This is a genomic window from Sphingobacteriales bacterium, from assembly GCA_012517435.1.
In the GTDB taxonomy this organism is placed as follows: Bacteria; Bacteroidota; Bacteroidia; order CAILMK01; family JAAYUY01; genus JAAYUY01.
On sequence record JAAYUY010000235.1, the window covers coordinates 1 to 18,955 of the forward strand.

Consider the following 18,955-nt stretch of genomic DNA (forward strand, 5'->3'; position numbering starts at 1 on the left):
CCGGTCAGTTTGATCTGATTTATGTACAGCATATTGCTACAGCTACTGTCATCCTGCTGGTGTTTGTTTTTGAACATGCCCGCACTTTCTGGGGAAAGACCGATGTTTTTGTCATTTGCCTGATTTATGTTATTCTCTTCAGCATCTTTTTAACTGCTCCCCTGCATGATGGCCATCATCCCGTATTGAAAGGGCCCTGGTATTTCACCGGCATGCAGGAACTTCTTCATCTGAGCAGAAATCCTGTCTGGGTTTTGTGGTTCATCTTCTTTCTGACACTCATCTTTTATCTCCTCCCTCGTCTTAATCAAAAGCTGAATCTTTCCGCTAAAAGGCTTATTTATGCTGTTTTTTTCATCTATGTTTTGTTCACCATCTCCGGATTTTATTTCAGGGGAGAAAACTGGAGGCTGATTTTCCCATGGCAAAAAAACTACCTGAGAGAAATCTATTTTCCTGCCATTAATATTATTAATCCTTTTAAAAAAGCCAAATTCACTGAAATTCAGGGCACTACTAAAAAAGAAAGCTGTCTGATATGCCATGGTAAAATGGAAGGATTTTCCCCCTCACATCCACCCGAAGCAATAGGTTGTGCCTCCTGTCATCTTGGTAATATTTTCAGTCTGAATAAAAAGCAGGCACATACAGGTATGATAAGTATTCCAGGGAACCTTGAAACAGCAGACCTGACCTGTGGCACAGCCGATTGCCATCCCGACATTACCAGAAGAATAAAGACCGGCCTGATGACCACCCTTTCCGGAATTATAAGTGTTGACCGCTATGCTTTTGGCGAATACAGACATCCCGATATATTGTCTCATATTGCCGAAATAAAAAACAGTCAGGCAGATATACATTTAAAAAACCTTTGTACACAATGTCATCTGGGGCGGCCTAAGACAAGCTATGGTGTACTTACCAATGAACATACCGGAGGCGGTTGTCTTGCCTGCCACCTGAATTATACAGAGAAAAATCTGACTGAGCTATCTGAATATCAGGGTAAAATACAATTAAAAGAGGGCCATCTGACGAAACAGCATCCATCACTTAGTATAGAAACCGACAATGCAAAATGTTTTGCCTGTCATAGCCGAAGCGGACGTATTTCACTGAGCTATGAAGGTTGGTACGAGACACATCTGACTGAGAATGAAATTAATCCGATAAATTCAAAAGAATACAAAGTGCTGTGGGATGGAAGGGTTTTACAATTTCTGGGAGCAGACGTTCATCATGAAAAAGGTCTTGCCTGCATCGACTGCCATAATTCTTATGAATTGATGGGCGATGGTACTTTTCATATCCACAAAGAGGAACAGGTTCAGATTTCATGTCAGGATTGCCATTCTTTTCCTCCATATAAGACCATATCAGCATCAAAAATTGACAGAGAGTCTGCTTTGATAGCTTCATTAAGGGCTTTTTCACAGAAAGAATTTCTGCTGACTGCAAAAAGCGGACGCCCATTGATCAACAGCTACACCAACGGGAAAGACTCGGCTTTTCTGCAATCTAAGCTTAGCGGGAAAAAATACTATCTGAAACCCCCTTCAGGTGCATGCTCCAATCAGGCTCATCAACACCTAAGCTGCGAAAGCTGTCATACGCCCCGTGTAGCACGTTGTATCGGTTGCCATAATGAATTCAATCCTGAAGTAAAAGGCAATGATAACCTGTCAGGTAAAAAAACAAAGGGGAGATGGACAGAATATGGAGGAGAATTTGTTACCGGTGTTCCGACCTTAGGGGTCGAACAAAATGGGAAAACAAAAAAAATTGTTCCGCTCATGCCGGGGATGGTCATGAGTATGACGAAACTCAATTCAAAAGACTCCTTTTTTAAAAGGTTATATGCCCCTGCTTATCCACATAACACCATCAGGCCGGCCATGAACTGTAAAAACTGCCACCTCAACCCCATCAGTTATGGTTACGGAAAAGGTGAATTTGTTTTTACCAAAAATGCTGAATACCTGAAAGTTGAATTTGTTCCTTACTATGTTTCATCCCATTTCGATCAATTGCCTGCTGATGCCTTGATACCTTTTAGAAAAGCTGCTGAAAAACAATCCATTACAAGGAATTTTATCAGGCCTTTTACTCCTGATGAACAGGAAAAAATCTTACTGGCCGGAAGTTGTCTGACCTGTCATGAGGAAAATTCTGCTGTGATGAAAGAAAGCTTGACAAATTTTGAAAAAGTTTTAGCAAGAAGAAGTAAAAAATGCCTGAATATTAAATAATTACAGGATTCTTCCCTGTTATTCAGCTTTTTTTAAAAAATCTCTGAACTCAGTTTTACCGGTCATAATATTATATTCATTTTTGAAAGCAGGCACTGTAACTTCATAATCGTTGGTGTATTTTTTCATCGATTCAAATTGACTTAGCAAAAGGCTGCCTTCCAGCAGATTAAAGACAACTTTAAAGTTAAAATCTTTGATGATTTCTCTTGACTTCTCATAAAGTTCCATCCTTTCATTGTCGCTGAAAATATCATACATACTCTTTCTGTCAGGTGTATAAAGGCTTTTCCCCGGATCGAGCTTTTTTAAAATGAAAACAGAAATCATCAGATAAATGTCATCCACGGTGTTTTGAATAGTGGGAATTACTACGACCGGTTCTTTATCAGGCTCGTCCAAGGACTGAAGAATCAAAGCAGGCCTGCTGTTTTCGCTCAGCATTATTATATAATCCGGATTAATTCCGCTATGATAGGGATGAGCGGTCCCTACCAAAATGATTGCTGTTCTTGATGCCATAGTTTAAATTTTTAAATTTGAGCAATTTTTTCCTGAAATAAAGTGTATTCAAAAAAACAAAGCAAAGAAACTGAATTTTTCGGAAAAAGCAAAAAAAATGGCTTGTATGATAACAAGCCATGAGAAAGAGTGGTGGAGAATAGGGGGCTCGAACCCCTGACCTCTAGACTGCCAGTCTAACGCTCTAGCCAACTGAGCTAATTCCCCAAAAAGTCAAAATATTGCTCCTTTCAGGCAAAATTTTACAGTGCAAAAATATTGCTTTCTCTGAAATCTGCAAATTAATAGTATTCATCAAAAGCTGTTTTTTCGATTAACCCCGATTAAACAATTTTATTGAAATTTGCTTCATGAAAATTAACGGAAAACATTATCGCACCATTTGGTTTGACGACACCGAAGAAGCTGTATTTCACATCATTGACCAGACAAAACTTCCTTTTGAGTTCTGTATTCAGGACGTAAGTACTTCTGATGAAGCAGTCAGGGCAATTAAAAATATGACTGTCAGAGGAGCACCGCTGATAGGAGCCACAGCCATATTCGGATTGTATCTGGCTGTAAATGAATCGTACAGTTTTAAAAATCCATCCGGCTACCTTCAAAAACAGGCTCAAAAACTCATTCAGGCAAGGCCAACGGCTGTTGATCTCGAAAAAAGCGTCCGGCTATTCCTCAGCAGGATCGGAGACATAAAAAATCAGGATTCCTTAAAGCATTCAGCCCGACAATTCGCCTTGCAATATGCAGAGCAATCTGTTGAACAATGCCTCAAAATAGGCCAAAACGGGCTTCCGCTCATCAGAAACATTTTTGAGAAAAAGAAAAAAGAAGTAAACATTCTCACCCATTGCAATGCCGGATGGCTTGCTACTGTTGACTATGGGACAGCCCTCGCTCCGATATATCTGGCTCATCAGGAAGGTGTTCCCCTTCATATTTGGGTTGACGAAACAAGGCCCCGAAATCAGGGCTCACTCCTGACGGCTTTTGAACTGTCGCATGAAAATATTCCCCATACTATCATTTCTGACAATACCGGAGGCTACCTGATGCAAAACGGTATGGTTGACATGGTCATTGTCGGTACCGACAGGACTACGCTGAGCGGAAAAGTAGCCAACAAAATCGGCACCTACCTGAAAGCACTTGCTGCATACGACAATCAGATCCCATTTTATGTGGCTGCTCCGTCAACAAGTATTGACTTTGAAAATGAAGATTTTATCATTGAGAAACGTAGTGCGGAGGAGGTAAGAAAAATAAAAGGCAAATATGGCAACAAAATCATTAACGTTTTGATTTCCAATGAGTCCAGCCCTGCACTGAATTATGCCTTTGATATTACACCTGCCCGTTTCGTCACCCAACTGATCACAGAAAGAGGATGTTGCCTTCCCGAAAGAGAAGCGATTCTGAAGCTTTTTCCGGAAAAAAGCCATGGCTTTTAACGGTAGTAAATCATTTTCAAAGAATTAAGTCTTTTTTTATAAAAAGGTTAAAACAATTTGAGCCGTACCAATCAATAGGCTGATGGCACGATGTATTTTCAGAACCTTCTTATTGCCTGAAATGAATATGCAATTTTTGCCCGGTTAACATAAGGGCTGAGACACAATTCAGTTCAAAATTTCTTCCTTTTTCGAATACAAAAGCAGGACTAAACTATACCCTATCGGGTATCCTTTCGGATTATTTTAAAAAATTTTACCCTAAAGGGTATAAATTTTAATAAAAGTTTTATTTTTGCACCCAAAAGGATATAAAATGAACCTGTCAGACTTTGTAAAAAGCAAACGGAAAATAATGAAACTAACACAATCTGAACTTGCCCAAAAGGCGGGTGTTGGTCTGCGTTTTATCCGCGAACTGGAACAAGGAAAGAAAACCATAAGATTAGATAAAGTAAATCAGGTATTGCATCTCTTCGGTTATGAAATAGGTGCAGTGCCTGAAATCAATAAACCTGAGTCCTGATGTTCTTATTCCATTTTGACAAATAAAAAATTTAACCGATGCGTAAAGCTGCCATAAAAATTGAAGACCAATTAGCAGGGTGGCTCATTCAGGATGAGAATGGTTATCATTTTGTTTATGATCAGACATACAAAGCACTGCCTAATGCCCGGCCAATAAGTTTAACTATGCCTTTGCGTGATGAACCATATACTGCAAAAGTACTTTTCCCTTTTTTTGATGGTCTGATACCCGAAGGTTGGTTGCTGGAAATAGCTGAAAAGAACTGGAAACTGAATCCCAGAGATCGAATGGGATTATTGCTGGCTTGCTGTAAGGATTGTATCGGAGCAATAAGCGTTGAGGAAGTAAAAGAGGAGGATAAAGGATGAGCAATTGTTTATTTTGTTATCAGCCTCTTACTGAAAATGAGAAGGACTTTCATGCATCCTGCTCCATGAAAATCTTTGAACGGTCCAAACCACCGGAATTGCCTTATTCAGAAAACGATCTGGAAGCATTGGCCAAAGAAACACTGCAAAATCAAATATCTGTACCAGGTGTACAGCATAAATTATCGCTGCACATTTCCGGCAATAAAAAAGACGGAAAAGAACGAAGATTTACCATTATGGGTCTATGGGGCGGGTATATTTTAAAACCACCAACAATCTCTTATCCGCAGTTACCCCAGGTAGAAGATATCAGCATGCATTTAGCCCGATTAGCCGGAATAAAAATAGTGCCACATAGTTTGATTCGACTGAAATCGGGCAATCTGGCTTATATAACCAGACGTATTGACCGTACCAAAAAAGGAAAACTGGCCATGGAAGACATGTGCCAACTCACAGAAAGGCTTACCGAAGAAAAGTATCATGGCAGTTATGAGCAGATTGGTAAAACCATTCAAAAATATTCTGCAAGTCCGGGTTTGGATATGGTAAATTTTTTTGAAATGGTTGTCTTTTCTTTTCTCACCGGAAATGCTGATATGCATTTGAAAAATTTCTCCTTACTGGAGCAGCCGGGATTGGGTATGACTTTATCTCCGGCTTACGATTTGGTGAACACTGCTTTGATTAATCCTTCAGATGAAGAAGAAATGGCTTTAACCTTGAATGGACGTAAAAAGAAACTAAAAAAGCAGGATTTTACAGAAGCAATGACTACGCTAAAATTGAATGAAAAACAGCAGGAAAACATCTTCATCAAAATGGCGAAAGCATTGCCCAAATGGATAGAGATGATAGATAACAGTTTTATGAGTGATGATTTTAAAGTTCAGTATAAAATCATTTTAAAGGAAAGAATGAATCGCTTGCAATAACTACTGATTTCACACTGCTAACTGAAAATCTCAAGACTAAATGGAGAAGATCGGAAAATGGGAAAATACTATCGAAAAAATCATGTTTTTTGAAAAAAAAGCTAAGGAAAAGATTTTGGTATAAAGCAACAGAAGCATTAACAAAAAAACGGGATGCATCTCTATAACAATTTAAACTGAATTTCATCATTACAAAACCACCAGTTTCAGATGAAAAATTCCTGAAAAACAGCAATTTATTCATGCATAATCTTCATTGCTGAATGCAGAATTTATACACTTCACGTCTTCCGTCACCGAGCTGAATCAGCAGGAGATACAAACCATTTTTTAAGTCCCCTGATTTAATAACATATTGATTTTCTGTTCTTTTAATAATTCTGCCATTGATGTCAAAGATGGTGGCAGTAAAGTCTGAAAGTGACTGGTCTATGATGAAATGTTCTCCCGCTTTTATTAAAAACGAAACTTTTTCCCTGATTTTAATGGATTCCACAGTATCAATAAACAGTTCACACTTATAAGGAAATGGATTCAGTTCGAGGGGATCACCGGTTAGCAGTGTTTTTCCTGTAAAACCACTAAAAGTAAAGGGATAAAACTGGCACTTAAACACACTGTTTAGCTGAGGTGGAGTTCCCTGAGGAATCCGGCCACGATCATCAACAGGATTTTTATAAATCCAGACTTTATTTTTTGCCGTATCAATCTCAACAAAATCACCGGCAATACTCAGGCAAGCCATAATATTTCCATTGGGAAGCATCTGAGCCCCCGACATACTACCGGAATAAAAGTTTTCCGGGATAGAATCAACGTACCTCCATGCCTGTTTTTCAGGCAGATAGGGAAGCGAAGATGTATAATTTCCATATTCATCGACAGGTGGGCATAAGATATCAATGGAAGAATATTTTTTATTGTAAGGCCCGTTGGAATTGTTAAAAACCAAAATACTATCGCCCCAGGGAGGCGCTTTGTCGATCCATCTGGGATCATGTTGTCCGAACAACTTCTGATCTTTTGGCAAGCCTTTTTTGTATGCAGCAGGATTCCCCCAACGATACAGCAAGTCCCCGCCTTTGCCATAAATTCCTCCCGAATGCGAAGCAGCTTCATCCGTTGTGGTACTGTGGTCAATGATCCATATTTCATTCATTTGGAGGGAGCTCACCACAATTTGGTTGAGATGCTCATTGTAATCGAGAGAATTGAAATGCAACCAGTCGGAAAGCCCCATAAAAGCAGAATAATTCAGGTTAATGAGTTCCGGATGCTCCTCCACTTTGCCATAATTTGGTTTTGTACTATCGTAATCCTGAATAAGATGATCCCATGCCCTCCATTCCCAGACCACCTGTCCCATGTTATTTCCGACAGGTTTTATTTCCATAATTTTCTCGCTCCAAAGCTGTCCGTTGAAATACTGTGGGTTTCTTCCCATGGCTAAAGCATTTGCCGACACATCTTCCCATGCAATAATTAAAATATTTCCATTTGGAAGTGGCTTAATATCATGATGTTGCATATAATCGGGTCCGGAAACCATAAATTCCCAGTCCACGCTTCCATCCCAGTTTAAAATCTGTAACAAACCACCTTTTCCAACCTGTGTGAATACCGGATGATCAATAACGGCAGGGCGTAAAAGCCTACCATCCGGTAAAAGATAAGGCGACATCCCGGGCTGATAATTACTATTCCACTCATGTACCAGTTTCCCGCATTTATCAATCAGATAAGTTCCTGTATTGTACATGGGCGAAAACAACACATATCCTTCATCATAGCTACCTTTTTCATGTAACAATAGTCCCACTGTTACAGTGTCCTGAGAATGAGCTAATTGAAATATGCTGAGAATGATTAAAACTATGGGAATGTTTTTTATCATGTTTTTATTTTTTTACAAAAACAAATCAGTAACATTCTTATGACGTTCTATTTTCAGGAATAGTTTAGTTAAAATTCCGGATTTTTTCCATTTTTATTTTAAATGAAAATTGTTCTTAATTACCGCTTAGAAAGAATTAAATAATCCTTTAATTGTCAGAAGGGGTCAGAGAGATGCTGAATGTTTATCCCTGTCACAGTTACTTCACTTCAATAAGTATATTCCTGTACTCTGTCAATACAAATATTTTATCAAATCCTGACTGAAGATTTGTGTTCTGACAATGTTTTTTTTCTGAAGCAGATATATCAGTACAGGAAACCAGTAACCAGATTTGAAAAAGTTTCTTTTTTCGGTACAAAGTAATTTTTTCTTCTTTTTTCGCCAGCAGATTTAAAAAATTGTTCATAACAAAAGGCTCCTGCAAGCTGGTCAGTTCAATACCTATTGTCTTTTTCCTGGAAATTTTCAGTAAAAAATCAGGAGACTCCGATTTTTCAATTTTTCCTTTCGGGAAGAATGGATAAAGGCTGATAAAACGGTCAAAGACCCCTCTTTCATAAGAATTTCTTTCCTCAATCTGCATAATCTTACTGATTCATTCCCAGAAACATGCCACCAAAATACGGAATAAGCCAGACAAGCCAGACAAAAATACTGTAGCGGTGAAATTTCTTTCTCATCAATTCATTTCTTTTGGCCACCACTATACTTGCCCAGATCGCATGAGCAAGCATCAGCCAGAGCGCCAATTGGCCTGTAAGTGTATGAAAATCAAGCAAATTAAAGGGATTTTCGGAAATCAGGCGCATGGCATAAGTACCTGAAACATCAAAACTAAAACCCGTCCAAAAGGCAATTAAGTGCCATTTTTTTAAGTAGCGTGAAATTCTTTCTGCCCACACTCCGAGTGAATAAAAAACAAGGGCAAAAGTGATCAATATAGATGAAATCAGGATTAAGTTATTCATTATAAGCGCTTTATTTGCTTTTTAAATATAATTCAAAACTACTCATTTCGTATGCATTGGAAAAATTTATCCTGTATGATTTTAATCCCGGTGAAAAGTATTATTCATCTAATTTTGCAGTTAATTAAATTTTCATAAAAAATGCTTTTTGATGTAACGATTATCGGTTCGGGAATTGCCGGCCTGTCCTACTCGCTTAAACTATCGGATTATTTTCGTAAAAACGACCCCAACAAAAAAATATGTATTGTTACCAAAGGAGAAGAAGAAGAGACCAATACAAAATATGCCCAGGGCGGGGTAGCTGTCGTGATGGATTTTTTCAGAGATTCCTACGAAAAACACATGAAAGACACACTCAGGGCAGGCGATGAATTGTCGGACCCTGAAATTGTCGAAATGGTGATAAAAGACGGCCCTGCACGTATTTTTGAAATCATAGAATGGGGAACAGAGTTCGACAGGAAAGAAAGCGGAGAATTTGACCTGGCAAAGGAAGGAGGACACTCAGAAAGCCGTGTGTTGCACCACAAGGATGTAACCGGATTTGAAATAGAGCAAAAATTACTCAGGCAAATACATTCAATGCCAAATGTAGTCTTGCTGAACCATCATTACGCCATCGACCTGCTTACCCAACATCATCTCGGGATTCACCTGCCTAAAAAAAGCCCGGATATTGAATGTTACGGTGTTTACGTTATGAACAAGAAAACCAATCATATTGAAAAAATACTATCAAAAATTACTGTTCTTGCCACCGGTGGACTTGGTCAGGTTTATTACAATACGACCAATCCACTAATTGCAACTGGTGATGGGGTAGCCATGGCCTACCGCGCAGGTGCAGTCATCGAAAATATGGAATTTATTCAGTTTCATCCCACTGCCCTGTACTATCCCGGAATAAGGCCTTCCTTTTTAATCTCAGAAGCAGTCAGAGGTTTTGGTGCTATCCTGAAAACCAATAACGGTGAAGAGTTCATGCATAAATATGATGAAAGAGGCTCTCTGGCTCCCCGCGACATTGTGGCACGTGCTATCGACCGCGAAATGAAAAAGCTGGGGCATGAACATGTCAGTCTGGATTGCCGCCACCTCGACCAACAAAAATTCAGTGAAAAATTCCCTAAAATATATCAGAAACTGATTTCACTCGGAATAAACCCGGCTGAAAAAATGATTCCTGTCGTTCCGACTGCCCACTATGCCTGCGGAGGTGTGAAAACTGATAAACATGGACAAACCAGCATCAAAAACCTGTTTGCCATTGGAGAAGTAGCTTCTACCGGACTTCATGGTGCCAACCGCCTCGCTTCCAATTCCCTGCTCGAAGCATTGGTTTTTGCCCATAATTGTTTTGAGAAAACAATTGAACTTATTGATTCTCTAAACTTTAAACAAAATATTCCTGACTGGAATGCCGAAGGGACAACCGAACCAAGGGAAATGGTATTGATTACACACAAAATCAAGGAACTGCAAATGCTGATGAGCGACTATGTCAGTATTGTCCGCTCGTTCAAACGACTTGAAGAAGCCATGAAACGACTGAGAATACTGAATGACGAAACGGAAACACTTTACAACATGGAAACTTTATCGCCTCAGCTGTGTGAGTTGCGTAATCTGGTTACAGTTGGCTACCTGATCACAAAAGCCGCCATGGAACGAAAAGAAAACAAAGGTCTTCATTTCAATGTTGATCTTGAAAAAAACAATTCCATATAGTTACAGAGAATTTATTCATTAAACAATACATTTTCAATTAGTTAAATTAATCAGACAGATGGATATTTTTTTCTATGAAGCATTTGAAGAAGAAGAAAAAATGTTGAAAAGCCTGTTGCCTGCAAATATTCAGGCTGGTTTCAGCTGGAAAACCATTCAGGAGTACGGAAAAAACCTGCCTGAAGCCAGAATCATCAGCACCCGTACACAATCGGAATATCCGCTGAAATGGGAAAAACCACCACAGGCCATATTATCCCGCAGTACCGGATATGACCATCTGGTTGCATATTTAAAAAAATCAAAACTCAATATTCCATGTGGCTATCTTCCTTTGTATTGCCACCGTGCTGTGGCTGAACACGCCCTGATGCTCTGGATGGCTCTTTTACGAAAACTTCCGGCACAGATTAGGCAGTTTAATCAGTTCAACAGAGATGGCCTGACCGGTTTTGAAGCACAGGATAAAACCCTTGTCGTCTTTGGTGTCGGGAATATAGGCTCTGAGGTTTGTAAAATAGGAAGAGGGCTTGGCATGACAGTTTTTGGAGTCGAAATTGACATTAAACATCCTGAATTTGAATATATTTCAAAGCATGATGGCATTCAGTCGGCTGATATTATCGTATGCGCCATGAACCTGACTGAAGAAAACAAAGGATATTTTTCGGCTTCTTTGCTTGAAAACACAAAAAAGGGCTGTATTTTCGTCAACGTTTCGAGAGGGGAATTGTCTCCTTCTTCTGAGTTGCTGAAAGTGGCAGACCATCTGGGTGGAATCGGGCTTGATGTTTTTAATGAAGAAAAAAATCTTGCTGTTTCCCTCAGAAGCGGTACAATAGTGGAAAATATTGAAACCCTTGCCACTCTTGAACTTTTGAAAAGAGAAAACGTTATTTTTACCCCACATAATGCTTTTAATTCAGCAGAAGCCGTCAGACGAAAATCAGAACAAAGCATTCAGCAGGCTGTTCATTATCTTTCAAAAGGTGAATTTATCTGGAAAGTTCCTGTCAGTTAAATCGTAAGGTAATTTTAAGAATTTCAGGCCTGTTGCCAATTCTGACGGGAGGTCCCCACGTTCCTGCTCCGTTTGAAACAATGAAATGGGTTTTTCCTATTTTCCGGTATCCCCTGCTGATCAGAAAAACAGATTTGGTTATCAGATTCAGTGGCCATAGCTGCCCGTGATGCGTATGCCCTGAAATACACACATCAAAACCGGCTTTTTCAATAGCCTGAATATCAGCAGGTTGATGATCGAGTATAATCAAAGGCAGGTTCTTATCAAGTCCGTTTACCAAAGCCTCAGCTTCCATTCTTTTTTCACCGGTAAACCTGAATTTATCCCTGTCTTCCCTGCCGGTCAGATAAATACTGTTTTGCAAAAGAATGTTTTCATCCCTTAAGAAGCGTATGCCATATTGTTCAAAATAATTGAAAGCACGCTGGGCATTGCCGATATATTCATGGTTGCCGCTGATGGCAAAAATGCCCCATGGAGCTACAATTTCCCAAAAAACTTCTCCCATATTCCTTTTCTCCACCACATCGACATCTTCATCCACGAGGTCACCCGCAATCAGCACCAGATCAGGATGGAGGCTGTTTATCTTTTTTACCATCCTGCTGAGGAAATCTTTCCCGTTGATTTGTCCGGCATGAATATCACTCGCCACTGCAATCGTAAGACAATCAAGACCCTGAGGCTTTTTGTCGATTTTTATTTCATATTCCTGAATGTTTAAAAATCTTGCATTGAGGTAACCAGCCAGCAATGTCACAGTTACAATACCAACAGAAATCATCAGCAACATCCCTTCGTCATTTTTCAAAGATTGATAAAGTTGATTATCAATATAATAGAGAAAACTTTTCAGGATGAAAACTGCCAGCATGAGCAAATAAAAATACAGGATGGCTCCAAGCCAGAAAGAACCTATATGAATAAAAAAACGGCTGAGGAATTCAGGAAATACTTTTTTTCCCATCCTTCCGATAAAATAAGCTGAAGAAAGGATCAGAAACAAAGGCAGAAAGTATTTTTCAAGCCATTCATTTCCATGAATCAGTGCTTTTGCCTGAAAGTAAAGCGGAAGATGTATTAACACATAAATGAGAAAGACAACAGAAAAAAACAACAGAAACGCCTTTTTTCTCTGGTTTTTATCCATACTGATAAAAAATAAGGTGATTGAACTTTATTCCGGAATTCCTACCGATTGCGCAATAATAACCCGTTGATTCTGAGGAAGTTGAAGAAAATCTGCCATTTCATCTTTTTTGATGCTTCCCCTAACCACACAGGAAAGTTTGTTTGAAGCAGCAAAAAGGTAAACATTCTGACAGATAAAACCACAGTCAATAGCGGCATAAAATTCCTTATCTTCCTGTTTTTCAATCTTCCCCATTTTGCTGAAGTCTGCCACATACACAAGATTGACTGAAGCATTTTTTACATAATCCTGTGTACCCGTTTTAGCCCTGAAATCACCATCCATCATCCATAGCAGCTTGTTTTCTTTGGCATCATACTGATAAACACCTTCTTGTGTAAATACATAAATCGTAAATTCCTGAACGTTCATGGCAGAGGGGGCAGTCCGTTTGCCACTTTCCGGACGATTGATTCCGTAAGCTGCCCAAAGTAAATCCGACAAAGTCTGAAGACCAATCGCCTGATTTTTAAAACTTCTGGAAGTTGATCTTAGCTGAAGTGTTTCCATTAAAGGTTTTCCTCCTTTCGTGTCCGGCTCAGGCAGGCGGATATTTTTTTCCTGTGAAAAAAGCAGTAATGGAGAACAGATAATGAAAAATACCAGTAAGCTTGTTTTCGATTTCATCATAATTGTTACTTTTACCAATGGTTTCAAATGATTTTTTTTGGCGGAAAATAAATTTTTTTTACCATGCAACCACCATCACGCTGCCCATGGACGAATAATAATCCCCTGATGATTGACTATCACGACAAGGAGTGGGGCGTCCCCGTTCATGACGATTACAAACATTTTGAATTTATCATCCTTGATGCCTTTCAGGCAGGATTAAGCTGGCAAACCATTATCAATAAAAGGGAAAACTTCAGAAAAGCTTTTGATGGTTTTGACTTTGAGAAAATAGCCCGATATGATGAAAAAGAATACCTGCGCCTGATGAATGATTCGGGAATAATCAGAAACCGCATGAAAATACAGGCAACCATTGCCAACGCAAAAGCATTTAATAATATCCGGAAAGAGTATGGAAGTTTTGACAAGTATATCTGGCAGTTTACTGAATATCAGACAATTAAAAACAACTGGAAAACCATTGGCGAGGTACCGGCAAGGTCAAGAGAATCAGATATGATGAGCAAAGACCTGATCAGACGAGGATTTAAATTTGTCGGGTCAACTATCTGTTATGCGTATATGCAGGCTGCCGGTATGGTAAATGACCATTTGACGGAATGTTTCAGGTATCATGAGGTAGCCTTATAAGATTTGCTGAAAAACTAAAGCTTCATTCACAAAATTTCATCTTTTAAAGGAAAATCGGTTTTTACTGTATATTTGCATGGTCAAAATTGAGTGATTGAAAAGCAAAGTTTTAGGCATATTATTGATTTTTTCATTTGTAGCTCCTGTTTTTACTACCTATTTCGTGCTGAAATATCAGCAAAAACAGATAAAAAGAGAAATCAAATGGAGAATGATTGCCGGAATTGACAAAAAAGAACTTGTACTGCTAAAGTTCACAAAAGAAGAAAAAAAAACCCTGCTTAGATGGGAGCATTCCAAAGAGTTTGAATATAAGGGAGAGATGTATGACGTGGTTGACAGCAAAACCATAGGAGATACCACTTATTACTGGTTGTGGTGGGACAATGAAGAAACCCGGCTCAATAAAGAACTTAAAAAGCTGGTATTCTTTACTTTGGGCAACAATCAAAAGAATCAGGAAAACAAGAATCACCTGTACAAGTTTTATAAATCCCTATATGTCACAGAGGGCAAAAACAAAGAAATCATACTGACAAAAGAAGAAAAAGTCCTGTTTTACTTTTGTCAAAGAATATATCAATCCATTTCACTTTCCCCGCCAGACCCTCCGCCCAGATTAAGTTAAAAATACTCGTTTGATAAATGGCTGCTTTCTTTTAAACAGTCAAAACCGGATTTTTAACTTAAAAAAATTCCAATGAAGAAATTTATAATTTATTGTTTTTTAATGGGTTTTGTATTAGTAGCCCACTCGCAGATAATAACTGTTACAGACATAGAAACAGGGGAAGCCATCGAAATGGCGAGCCTGATCAGTGAGATGCCAAAAGCCAGTACAACAACCAATCATAAAGGTCAGGCCGATATTTCAGCCTTTGTCAATTCAGAAAAAATTGTGATAAGCCATGTGGCCTATAAACCTGTTGAATTCAGTTACAAGCATCTGGAAATGCAAGGTTTTAAAGTCGAGCTGGCCCGAAAAATTGCCGTCATGCAGGAGATTAAAATATCTGCACAGCGTTGGGAAATTAAAAAAATTGAAACTCCTGTCAGGATTGCTACCATAAACGTCAAAGAGGCTGCATTTCAGAATCCACAGACCACTGCCGACCTATTAGGTATCAGTGGCTATGCTTTCATCCAGAAAAGCCAGTTGGGAGGAGGTTCTCCTATGCTAAGGGGCATGGCCACCAACAGGGTTTTACTTGTAGTCGATGGTGTTCGGATGAATAATGCAATCTTCCGGTCAGGTAATTTGCAGAATGTCATATCACTGGATGCCAATGCAATAGAAAATACCGACATCCTTTTCGGGCCGGGTTCGGTAATGTATGGAAGCGATGCCATTGGTGGAGTAATGAGCTTCAATACCCTGAAACCCAGGTTTTCTGTTGATAGCAGTAATAAGCCGGCAGTTACAGGGAATGCCATGTCAAGGTTTTCATCGGCAAATATGGAAAAAACCGTTCATTTTGATGTTAATGTGGGATTAAAAAAAGTGGCTTTTACCTCAAGTTTTACCTTTGCCGACTATGATGACCTCCGTTCAGGCTCTGTAGGTGGTGTACCTTATTTTTACAGGAATTATTACGTAATTACCTATGACAATAAAGATTACATGATTCCGAATGCCGACTCCACTCTTCAGGTTGGTTCTGAATACAGCCAGATCAACTTCATGCAGAAAGTACGCTTTCAGCCTTGCAAATTTCTGGAAATTGACTATGGCTTTCATTTTTCCGAGACTTCAAAATACAACCGTTACGACAGGCTGTATGTCATGCGAACAGATGGCCCCTACAAAGGAAAATTACGCTGGGCAGAATGGTATTATGGCCCCCAGAAATGGCAAATGAATCGTCTGGGAATCACTTATTCAAAAAACAACAGGTTCTTTGATAATCTTCGGTTTATTGCCGCTCACCAGTTTTTTGAAGAAAGCCGTTACGACCGTGAGTTTATGTACAGGGAACTCAGGATGCAAAAGGAAAATGTGGATGCGATTTCTCTAAATCTTGATTTTGATAAAAAAATCAATGAAAGAATGACGCTCTATTATGGATATGAATATGTTTACAATCTGGTTCATTCCCATGCAACCCTGACCCACGTGGTAACAAAAAAAGTAGATCCGACAGTTACACGTTATCCCGATGGTTCTATGTGGCAATCAAATGGAGGATATCTTACTGCCAGATACAAACTAAATGAAAAATGGCTCTTAAATGCTGGTTTTCGCTACAATCAATTTCTCATCACAGCTACATTCGACACTACTTTTTTCCCCTTTCCGTTTACCGACACCAGAATGAAATCGGGGGCTATCAGCGGAAGTATGGGGTTCATATTTACCCCTTCGGAAAAATGGCAGGTGTACGTCAATGCAGCCAATGGGTTCAGGGCCCCAAATGTTGACGATATGGGAAAAGTTTTTGAATCGGTACCGGGCTATCTGGTGGTTCCCAATCCTGACTTAAAGCCTGAAAAGGTGTATAATTTAGAAGTTGGCACTGTCAGGACTATAAGCAATTTCGTAACCTTTGATGCCACTGTTTACCGCACCTGGCTGGTAGATGCCATGGTCAGAAAAAATTTCCAGTTAAATGGGGATACCATGATCAGGTTTTTAGGTAATAAAAGCCGCATTCAGGCCATCCAGAATGTTACGGAAATTGATGTTTATGGTTTTCAGGCAGGTATAGAATTTTATTACAGGGGATTTGGCTTAAAGAGCAACCTGTCGTATCAGAAAGGCAAGGAGCAGACCCCCGATTCATTGGTTTATTATCCATTGCGTCATGCTGCACCTACTTTTGGAAGCACCCATTTATCATACGAGTACAGAAACAAGTTTAAAGTTGACTTCTATGTGGTCTATAATGCAAAAATGGACTATAAAGATCTGGCTTTAACTGAGCGTACCAATGCATCTTATGCAAGGGACGAATCAGGCAGGGCTTATGTCTTGGGCTGGACAACGCTTAACCTGAAAATGACATATTTCCCCAACCCTTTTATTGCCATAACAGCAGGTATAGAAAACATAACCAACCTTTTGTACAGGCCCTATGCCTCCGGTATCAATGCACCGGGAAGAAATTTAATTACATCTTTAAGGGTAAAGTTTTAATGAACAATTAAATAGAAGATAATGAAAATGAAAAATGTATATCTGTTATTTTTAATCACATTTCTGTGTTTTGGATTAAGTTTTAAACTCTCTGCACAGAAAATAGCTGCCGGAGGCTGGCATACGGTGGTTGTCTGTCAGGACGGCACCGTCAAAGCTTTTGGTGAAAATGCCTCCGGTCAACTGGGAAACGGAGATAACACCGACAGCAATGTACCTGTATCCACCGGACTGACTGACGTTATTGCCGTTTCGGCTGGAGGCGATCAACTGGAAGCCCATTCCATGGCGTTGAAAAACGATGGTACTGTCTGGGCCTGGGGCAGCAACCTCTATGGACAACTTGGTAATGCAAGCACGACCAACACAAATGTCCCCGTTCAAACCCTTTTACTCAGCAATGTCAAAGAAATTGCTGCCGGAGGGTGGCATTCCGTAGCCCTGAAAAATGATGGTACCGTCTGGACATGGGGATGGAACATGGATGGGCAGTTGGGAGATGGAACCACAACCGACAGAATTATTCCCGGCCAGGTTCCCGGGCTGACAGATATTGTTCAGATTGCTGCTGGCACCTACCATACGCTTGCCTTAAAATCCGATGGAACTGTGTGGGCATGGGGTGATAATGTCAGCGGTCAGATTGGAAATGGTACTACCGGCACGGATGTAACTTCACCTGTGAAAGTTTCAGGACTGACAAATGTTGTAAAAATCGATGCAGGAAGGTTTTTTTCCATTGCTGTCAAAAGTGACGGCAGCGTTTGGACGTGGGGTGAAAACCTCTACGGACAATTAGGCGACAGTACCACAACCGACCGGAATGTCCCCGGTCAGGTTGTTGGTATTACCGCAAAACTGCCTGTCATCATGGCTGCAGGTGCTTTTCACTGTATGATCGTAAAATCCGATGGAACTGTGTGGGCATGGGGACGTAATACCTATGGTAATCTGGGAGACAATACCGTTACTCACCGTCTCTTACCTGTGCAAATGATTGATATTTCTGATGTGGCAGGCATGGATGCCGGAACCAATTTCTCCATTATTTACAAAAATGATGGAACTTTTTGGGCATGCGGAAGAAATGCCAGTGGTCAGTTAGGGGATGGAACTTTTACCCAGAGAAACCTGCTTACTCAGTCTTCAGGAGTTTGTCCGATTTTGTCAGACATTCATGAATTTCCTGAACCTGAGGAAGTTAATCTGAAAACCTTCCCAAATCCATCAGAAAACGGAATATTTGAATTGAACTTTTCAGGAGATGATCAAAACTTCACAAATATCAATATCGAAGTTTATGACATGATGGGACATCAGGTGCTGAACAAACAGATACATTCTGAAAACAATCATCATCCGGTTATCATTGATCTTTCAGGACAAAGTTCCGGTATTTACCTGCTTAAAATGGGAACAGGCAATAGTTTTTACAGCGTTAAATTAATCAAACGCTAACTTTTTTCCTATCATTAACCGCCTGTTGGGATACAGCATCCTGCAGGCGGTTTTTTGTCCGGATAATCAGTTCATGAATTTGACACATGAATTTTCTATTGAAATGATTATCAAACCTATAAGTTTAAAAACACCTTCACTTTGGCTAATTCGAAAAGAAAAACCACCATCCTGAAATTCTGCCGGAAAACACGCTTTTTAAAGCAAAAACAATTTGATAAAAACT

17 protein-coding genes and 1 tRNA gene are annotated in these 18,955 nt (G+C 39.6%); 11 read left to right on the forward strand and 7 right to left on the reverse strand.

The genetic code is table 11. From position 1 onward, the window contains the following. Positions 1-2,252, forward strand: a 2,252-nt coding sequence (locus GX437_12915; protein NLJ08556.1) for a hypothetical protein, incomplete at its 5' end; no start/stop codon positions are given. 18 nt (positions 2,253-2,270) lie between these two features. Here GX437_12915 and GX437_12920 read toward each other — a convergent pair. Next, positions 2,271-2,774, reverse strand: coding sequence for a hypothetical protein (locus tag GX437_12920; protein ID NLJ08557.1), 504 nt, complete (start codon positions 2,772-2,774; stop codon positions 2,271-2,273). Between the two features lie 130 nt (positions 2,775-2,904). Then, positions 2,905-2,981: transfer RNA gene (locus GX437_12925), tRNA-Ala, on the reverse strand. A gap of 143 nt (positions 2,982-3,124) precedes the next feature. Here GX437_12925 and mtnA point away from each other — a divergent pair. The 4 genes from mtnA to GX437_12945 all read left to right on the forward strand — a co-directional run bounded on the left by mtnA (position 3,125) and on the right by GX437_12945 (position 6,060). After that, complete coding sequence (gene mtnA, locus GX437_12930; GenBank protein ID NLJ08558.1) at positions 3,125-4,225, forward strand: S-methyl-5-thioribose-1-phosphate isomerase; 1,101 nt, start codon at positions 3,125-3,127, stop codon at positions 4,223-4,225. A gap of 316 nt (positions 4,226-4,541) precedes the next feature. After that, positions 4,542-4,751, forward strand: coding sequence for a helix-turn-helix transcriptional regulator (locus GX437_12935; protein ID NLJ08559.1), 210 nt, complete (start codon positions 4,542-4,544; stop codon positions 4,749-4,751). A gap of 38 nt (positions 4,752-4,789) precedes the next feature. Then, entirely contained in the window at positions 4,790-5,122 is a 333-nt protein-coding gene (locus GX437_12940; protein ID NLJ08560.1) for a phosphatidylinositol kinase, read from the forward strand. Beyond that, entirely contained in the window at positions 5,119-6,060 is a 942-nt protein-coding gene (locus GX437_12945; GenBank protein ID NLJ08561.1) for a HipA domain-containing protein, read from the forward strand. Before GX437_12940 ends, GX437_12945 begins: the two co-directional genes overlap by 4 nt. A gap of 253 nt (positions 6,061-6,313) precedes the next feature. Here GX437_12945 and GX437_12950 read toward each other — a convergent pair whose 3' ends face one another. The 3 genes from GX437_12950 to GX437_12960 all read right to left on the reverse strand — a co-directional run bounded on the left by GX437_12950 (position 6,314) and on the right by GX437_12960 (position 8,925). Further along, entirely contained in the window at positions 6,314-7,954 is a 1,641-nt protein-coding gene (locus GX437_12950) for a hypothetical protein (protein NLJ08562.1), read from the reverse strand. Between the two features lie 199 nt (positions 7,955-8,153). Further along, on the reverse strand, positions 8,154-8,540 hold the full coding sequence (locus tag GX437_12955) for a hypothetical protein (protein ID NLJ08563.1): 387 nt from the start codon (positions 8,538-8,540) through the stop codon (positions 8,154-8,156). Positions 8,541-8,544: 4 nt separating this feature from the next. Then, positions 8,545-8,925, reverse strand: coding sequence for a TIGR03987 family protein (locus GX437_12960; protein ID NLJ08564.1), 381 nt, complete (start codon positions 8,923-8,925; stop codon positions 8,545-8,547). A 141-nt stretch (positions 8,926-9,066) separates the two neighbouring features. Between GX437_12960 and nadB the strand changes: the two genes are divergently transcribed. Together nadB and GX437_12970 are read left to right on the forward strand one after the other, a co-directional pair. Further along, positions 9,067-10,656, forward strand: coding sequence for an L-aspartate oxidase (gene nadB, locus GX437_12965; protein ID NLJ08565.1), 1,590 nt, complete (start codon positions 9,067-9,069; stop codon positions 10,654-10,656). 58 nt (positions 10,657-10,714) lie between these two features. After that, positions 10,715-11,677 carry a hydroxyacid dehydrogenase gene (locus GX437_12970; protein NLJ08566.1) on the forward strand — a complete coding sequence of 321 codons (963 nt, stop codon included), beginning with the start codon at positions 10,715-10,717 and terminating at the stop codon, positions 11,675-11,677. On the opposite strand, the gene GX437_12975 is transcribed toward GX437_12970, so the two are convergent. Together GX437_12975 and GX437_12980 are read right to left on the reverse strand one after the other, a co-directional pair. Continuing rightward, positions 11,670-12,830 (reverse strand): metallophosphoesterase, encoded by a 1,161-nt coding sequence (locus GX437_12975; GenBank protein ID NLJ08567.1) that lies wholly within the window; start codon positions 12,828-12,830, stop codon positions 11,670-11,672. The genes GX437_12970 and GX437_12975 overlap by 8 nt on opposite strands. Positions 12,831-12,857: 27 nt before the next feature. Further along, positions 12,858-13,499 (reverse strand): SagB/ThcOx family dehydrogenase, encoded by a 642-nt coding sequence (locus tag GX437_12980; GenBank protein ID NLJ08568.1) that lies wholly within the window; start codon positions 13,497-13,499, stop codon positions 12,858-12,860. 66 nt (positions 13,500-13,565) lie between these two features. On the opposite strand from GX437_12980, the gene GX437_12985 reads away from it, so the two are divergent. The 4 genes from GX437_12985 (at position 13,566) to GX437_13000 (ending at position 18,729) form a co-directional block, all read left to right on the forward strand. Then, a complete protein-coding gene (locus GX437_12985; GenBank protein NLJ08569.1) occupies positions 13,566-14,138 on the forward strand; it encodes a DNA-3-methyladenine glycosylase I in 573 nt (190 codons plus the stop codon). A gap of 94 nt (positions 14,139-14,232) precedes the next feature. Then, entirely contained in the window at positions 14,233-14,766 is a 534-nt protein-coding gene (locus GX437_12990; protein NLJ08570.1) for a hypothetical protein, read from the forward strand. A gap of 72 nt (positions 14,767-14,838) precedes the next feature. Beyond that, positions 14,839-17,271 (forward strand): TonB-dependent receptor, encoded by a 2,433-nt coding sequence (locus GX437_12995; GenBank protein ID NLJ08571.1) that lies wholly within the window; start codon positions 14,839-14,841, stop codon positions 17,269-17,271. A 21-nt stretch (positions 17,272-17,292) separates the two neighbouring features. Further along, positions 17,293-18,729, forward strand: coding sequence for a T9SS type A sorting domain-containing protein (locus GX437_13000; GenBank protein NLJ08572.1), 1,437 nt, complete (start codon positions 17,293-17,295; stop codon positions 18,727-18,729). Positions 18,730-18,955 lie beyond the last annotated feature (226 nt).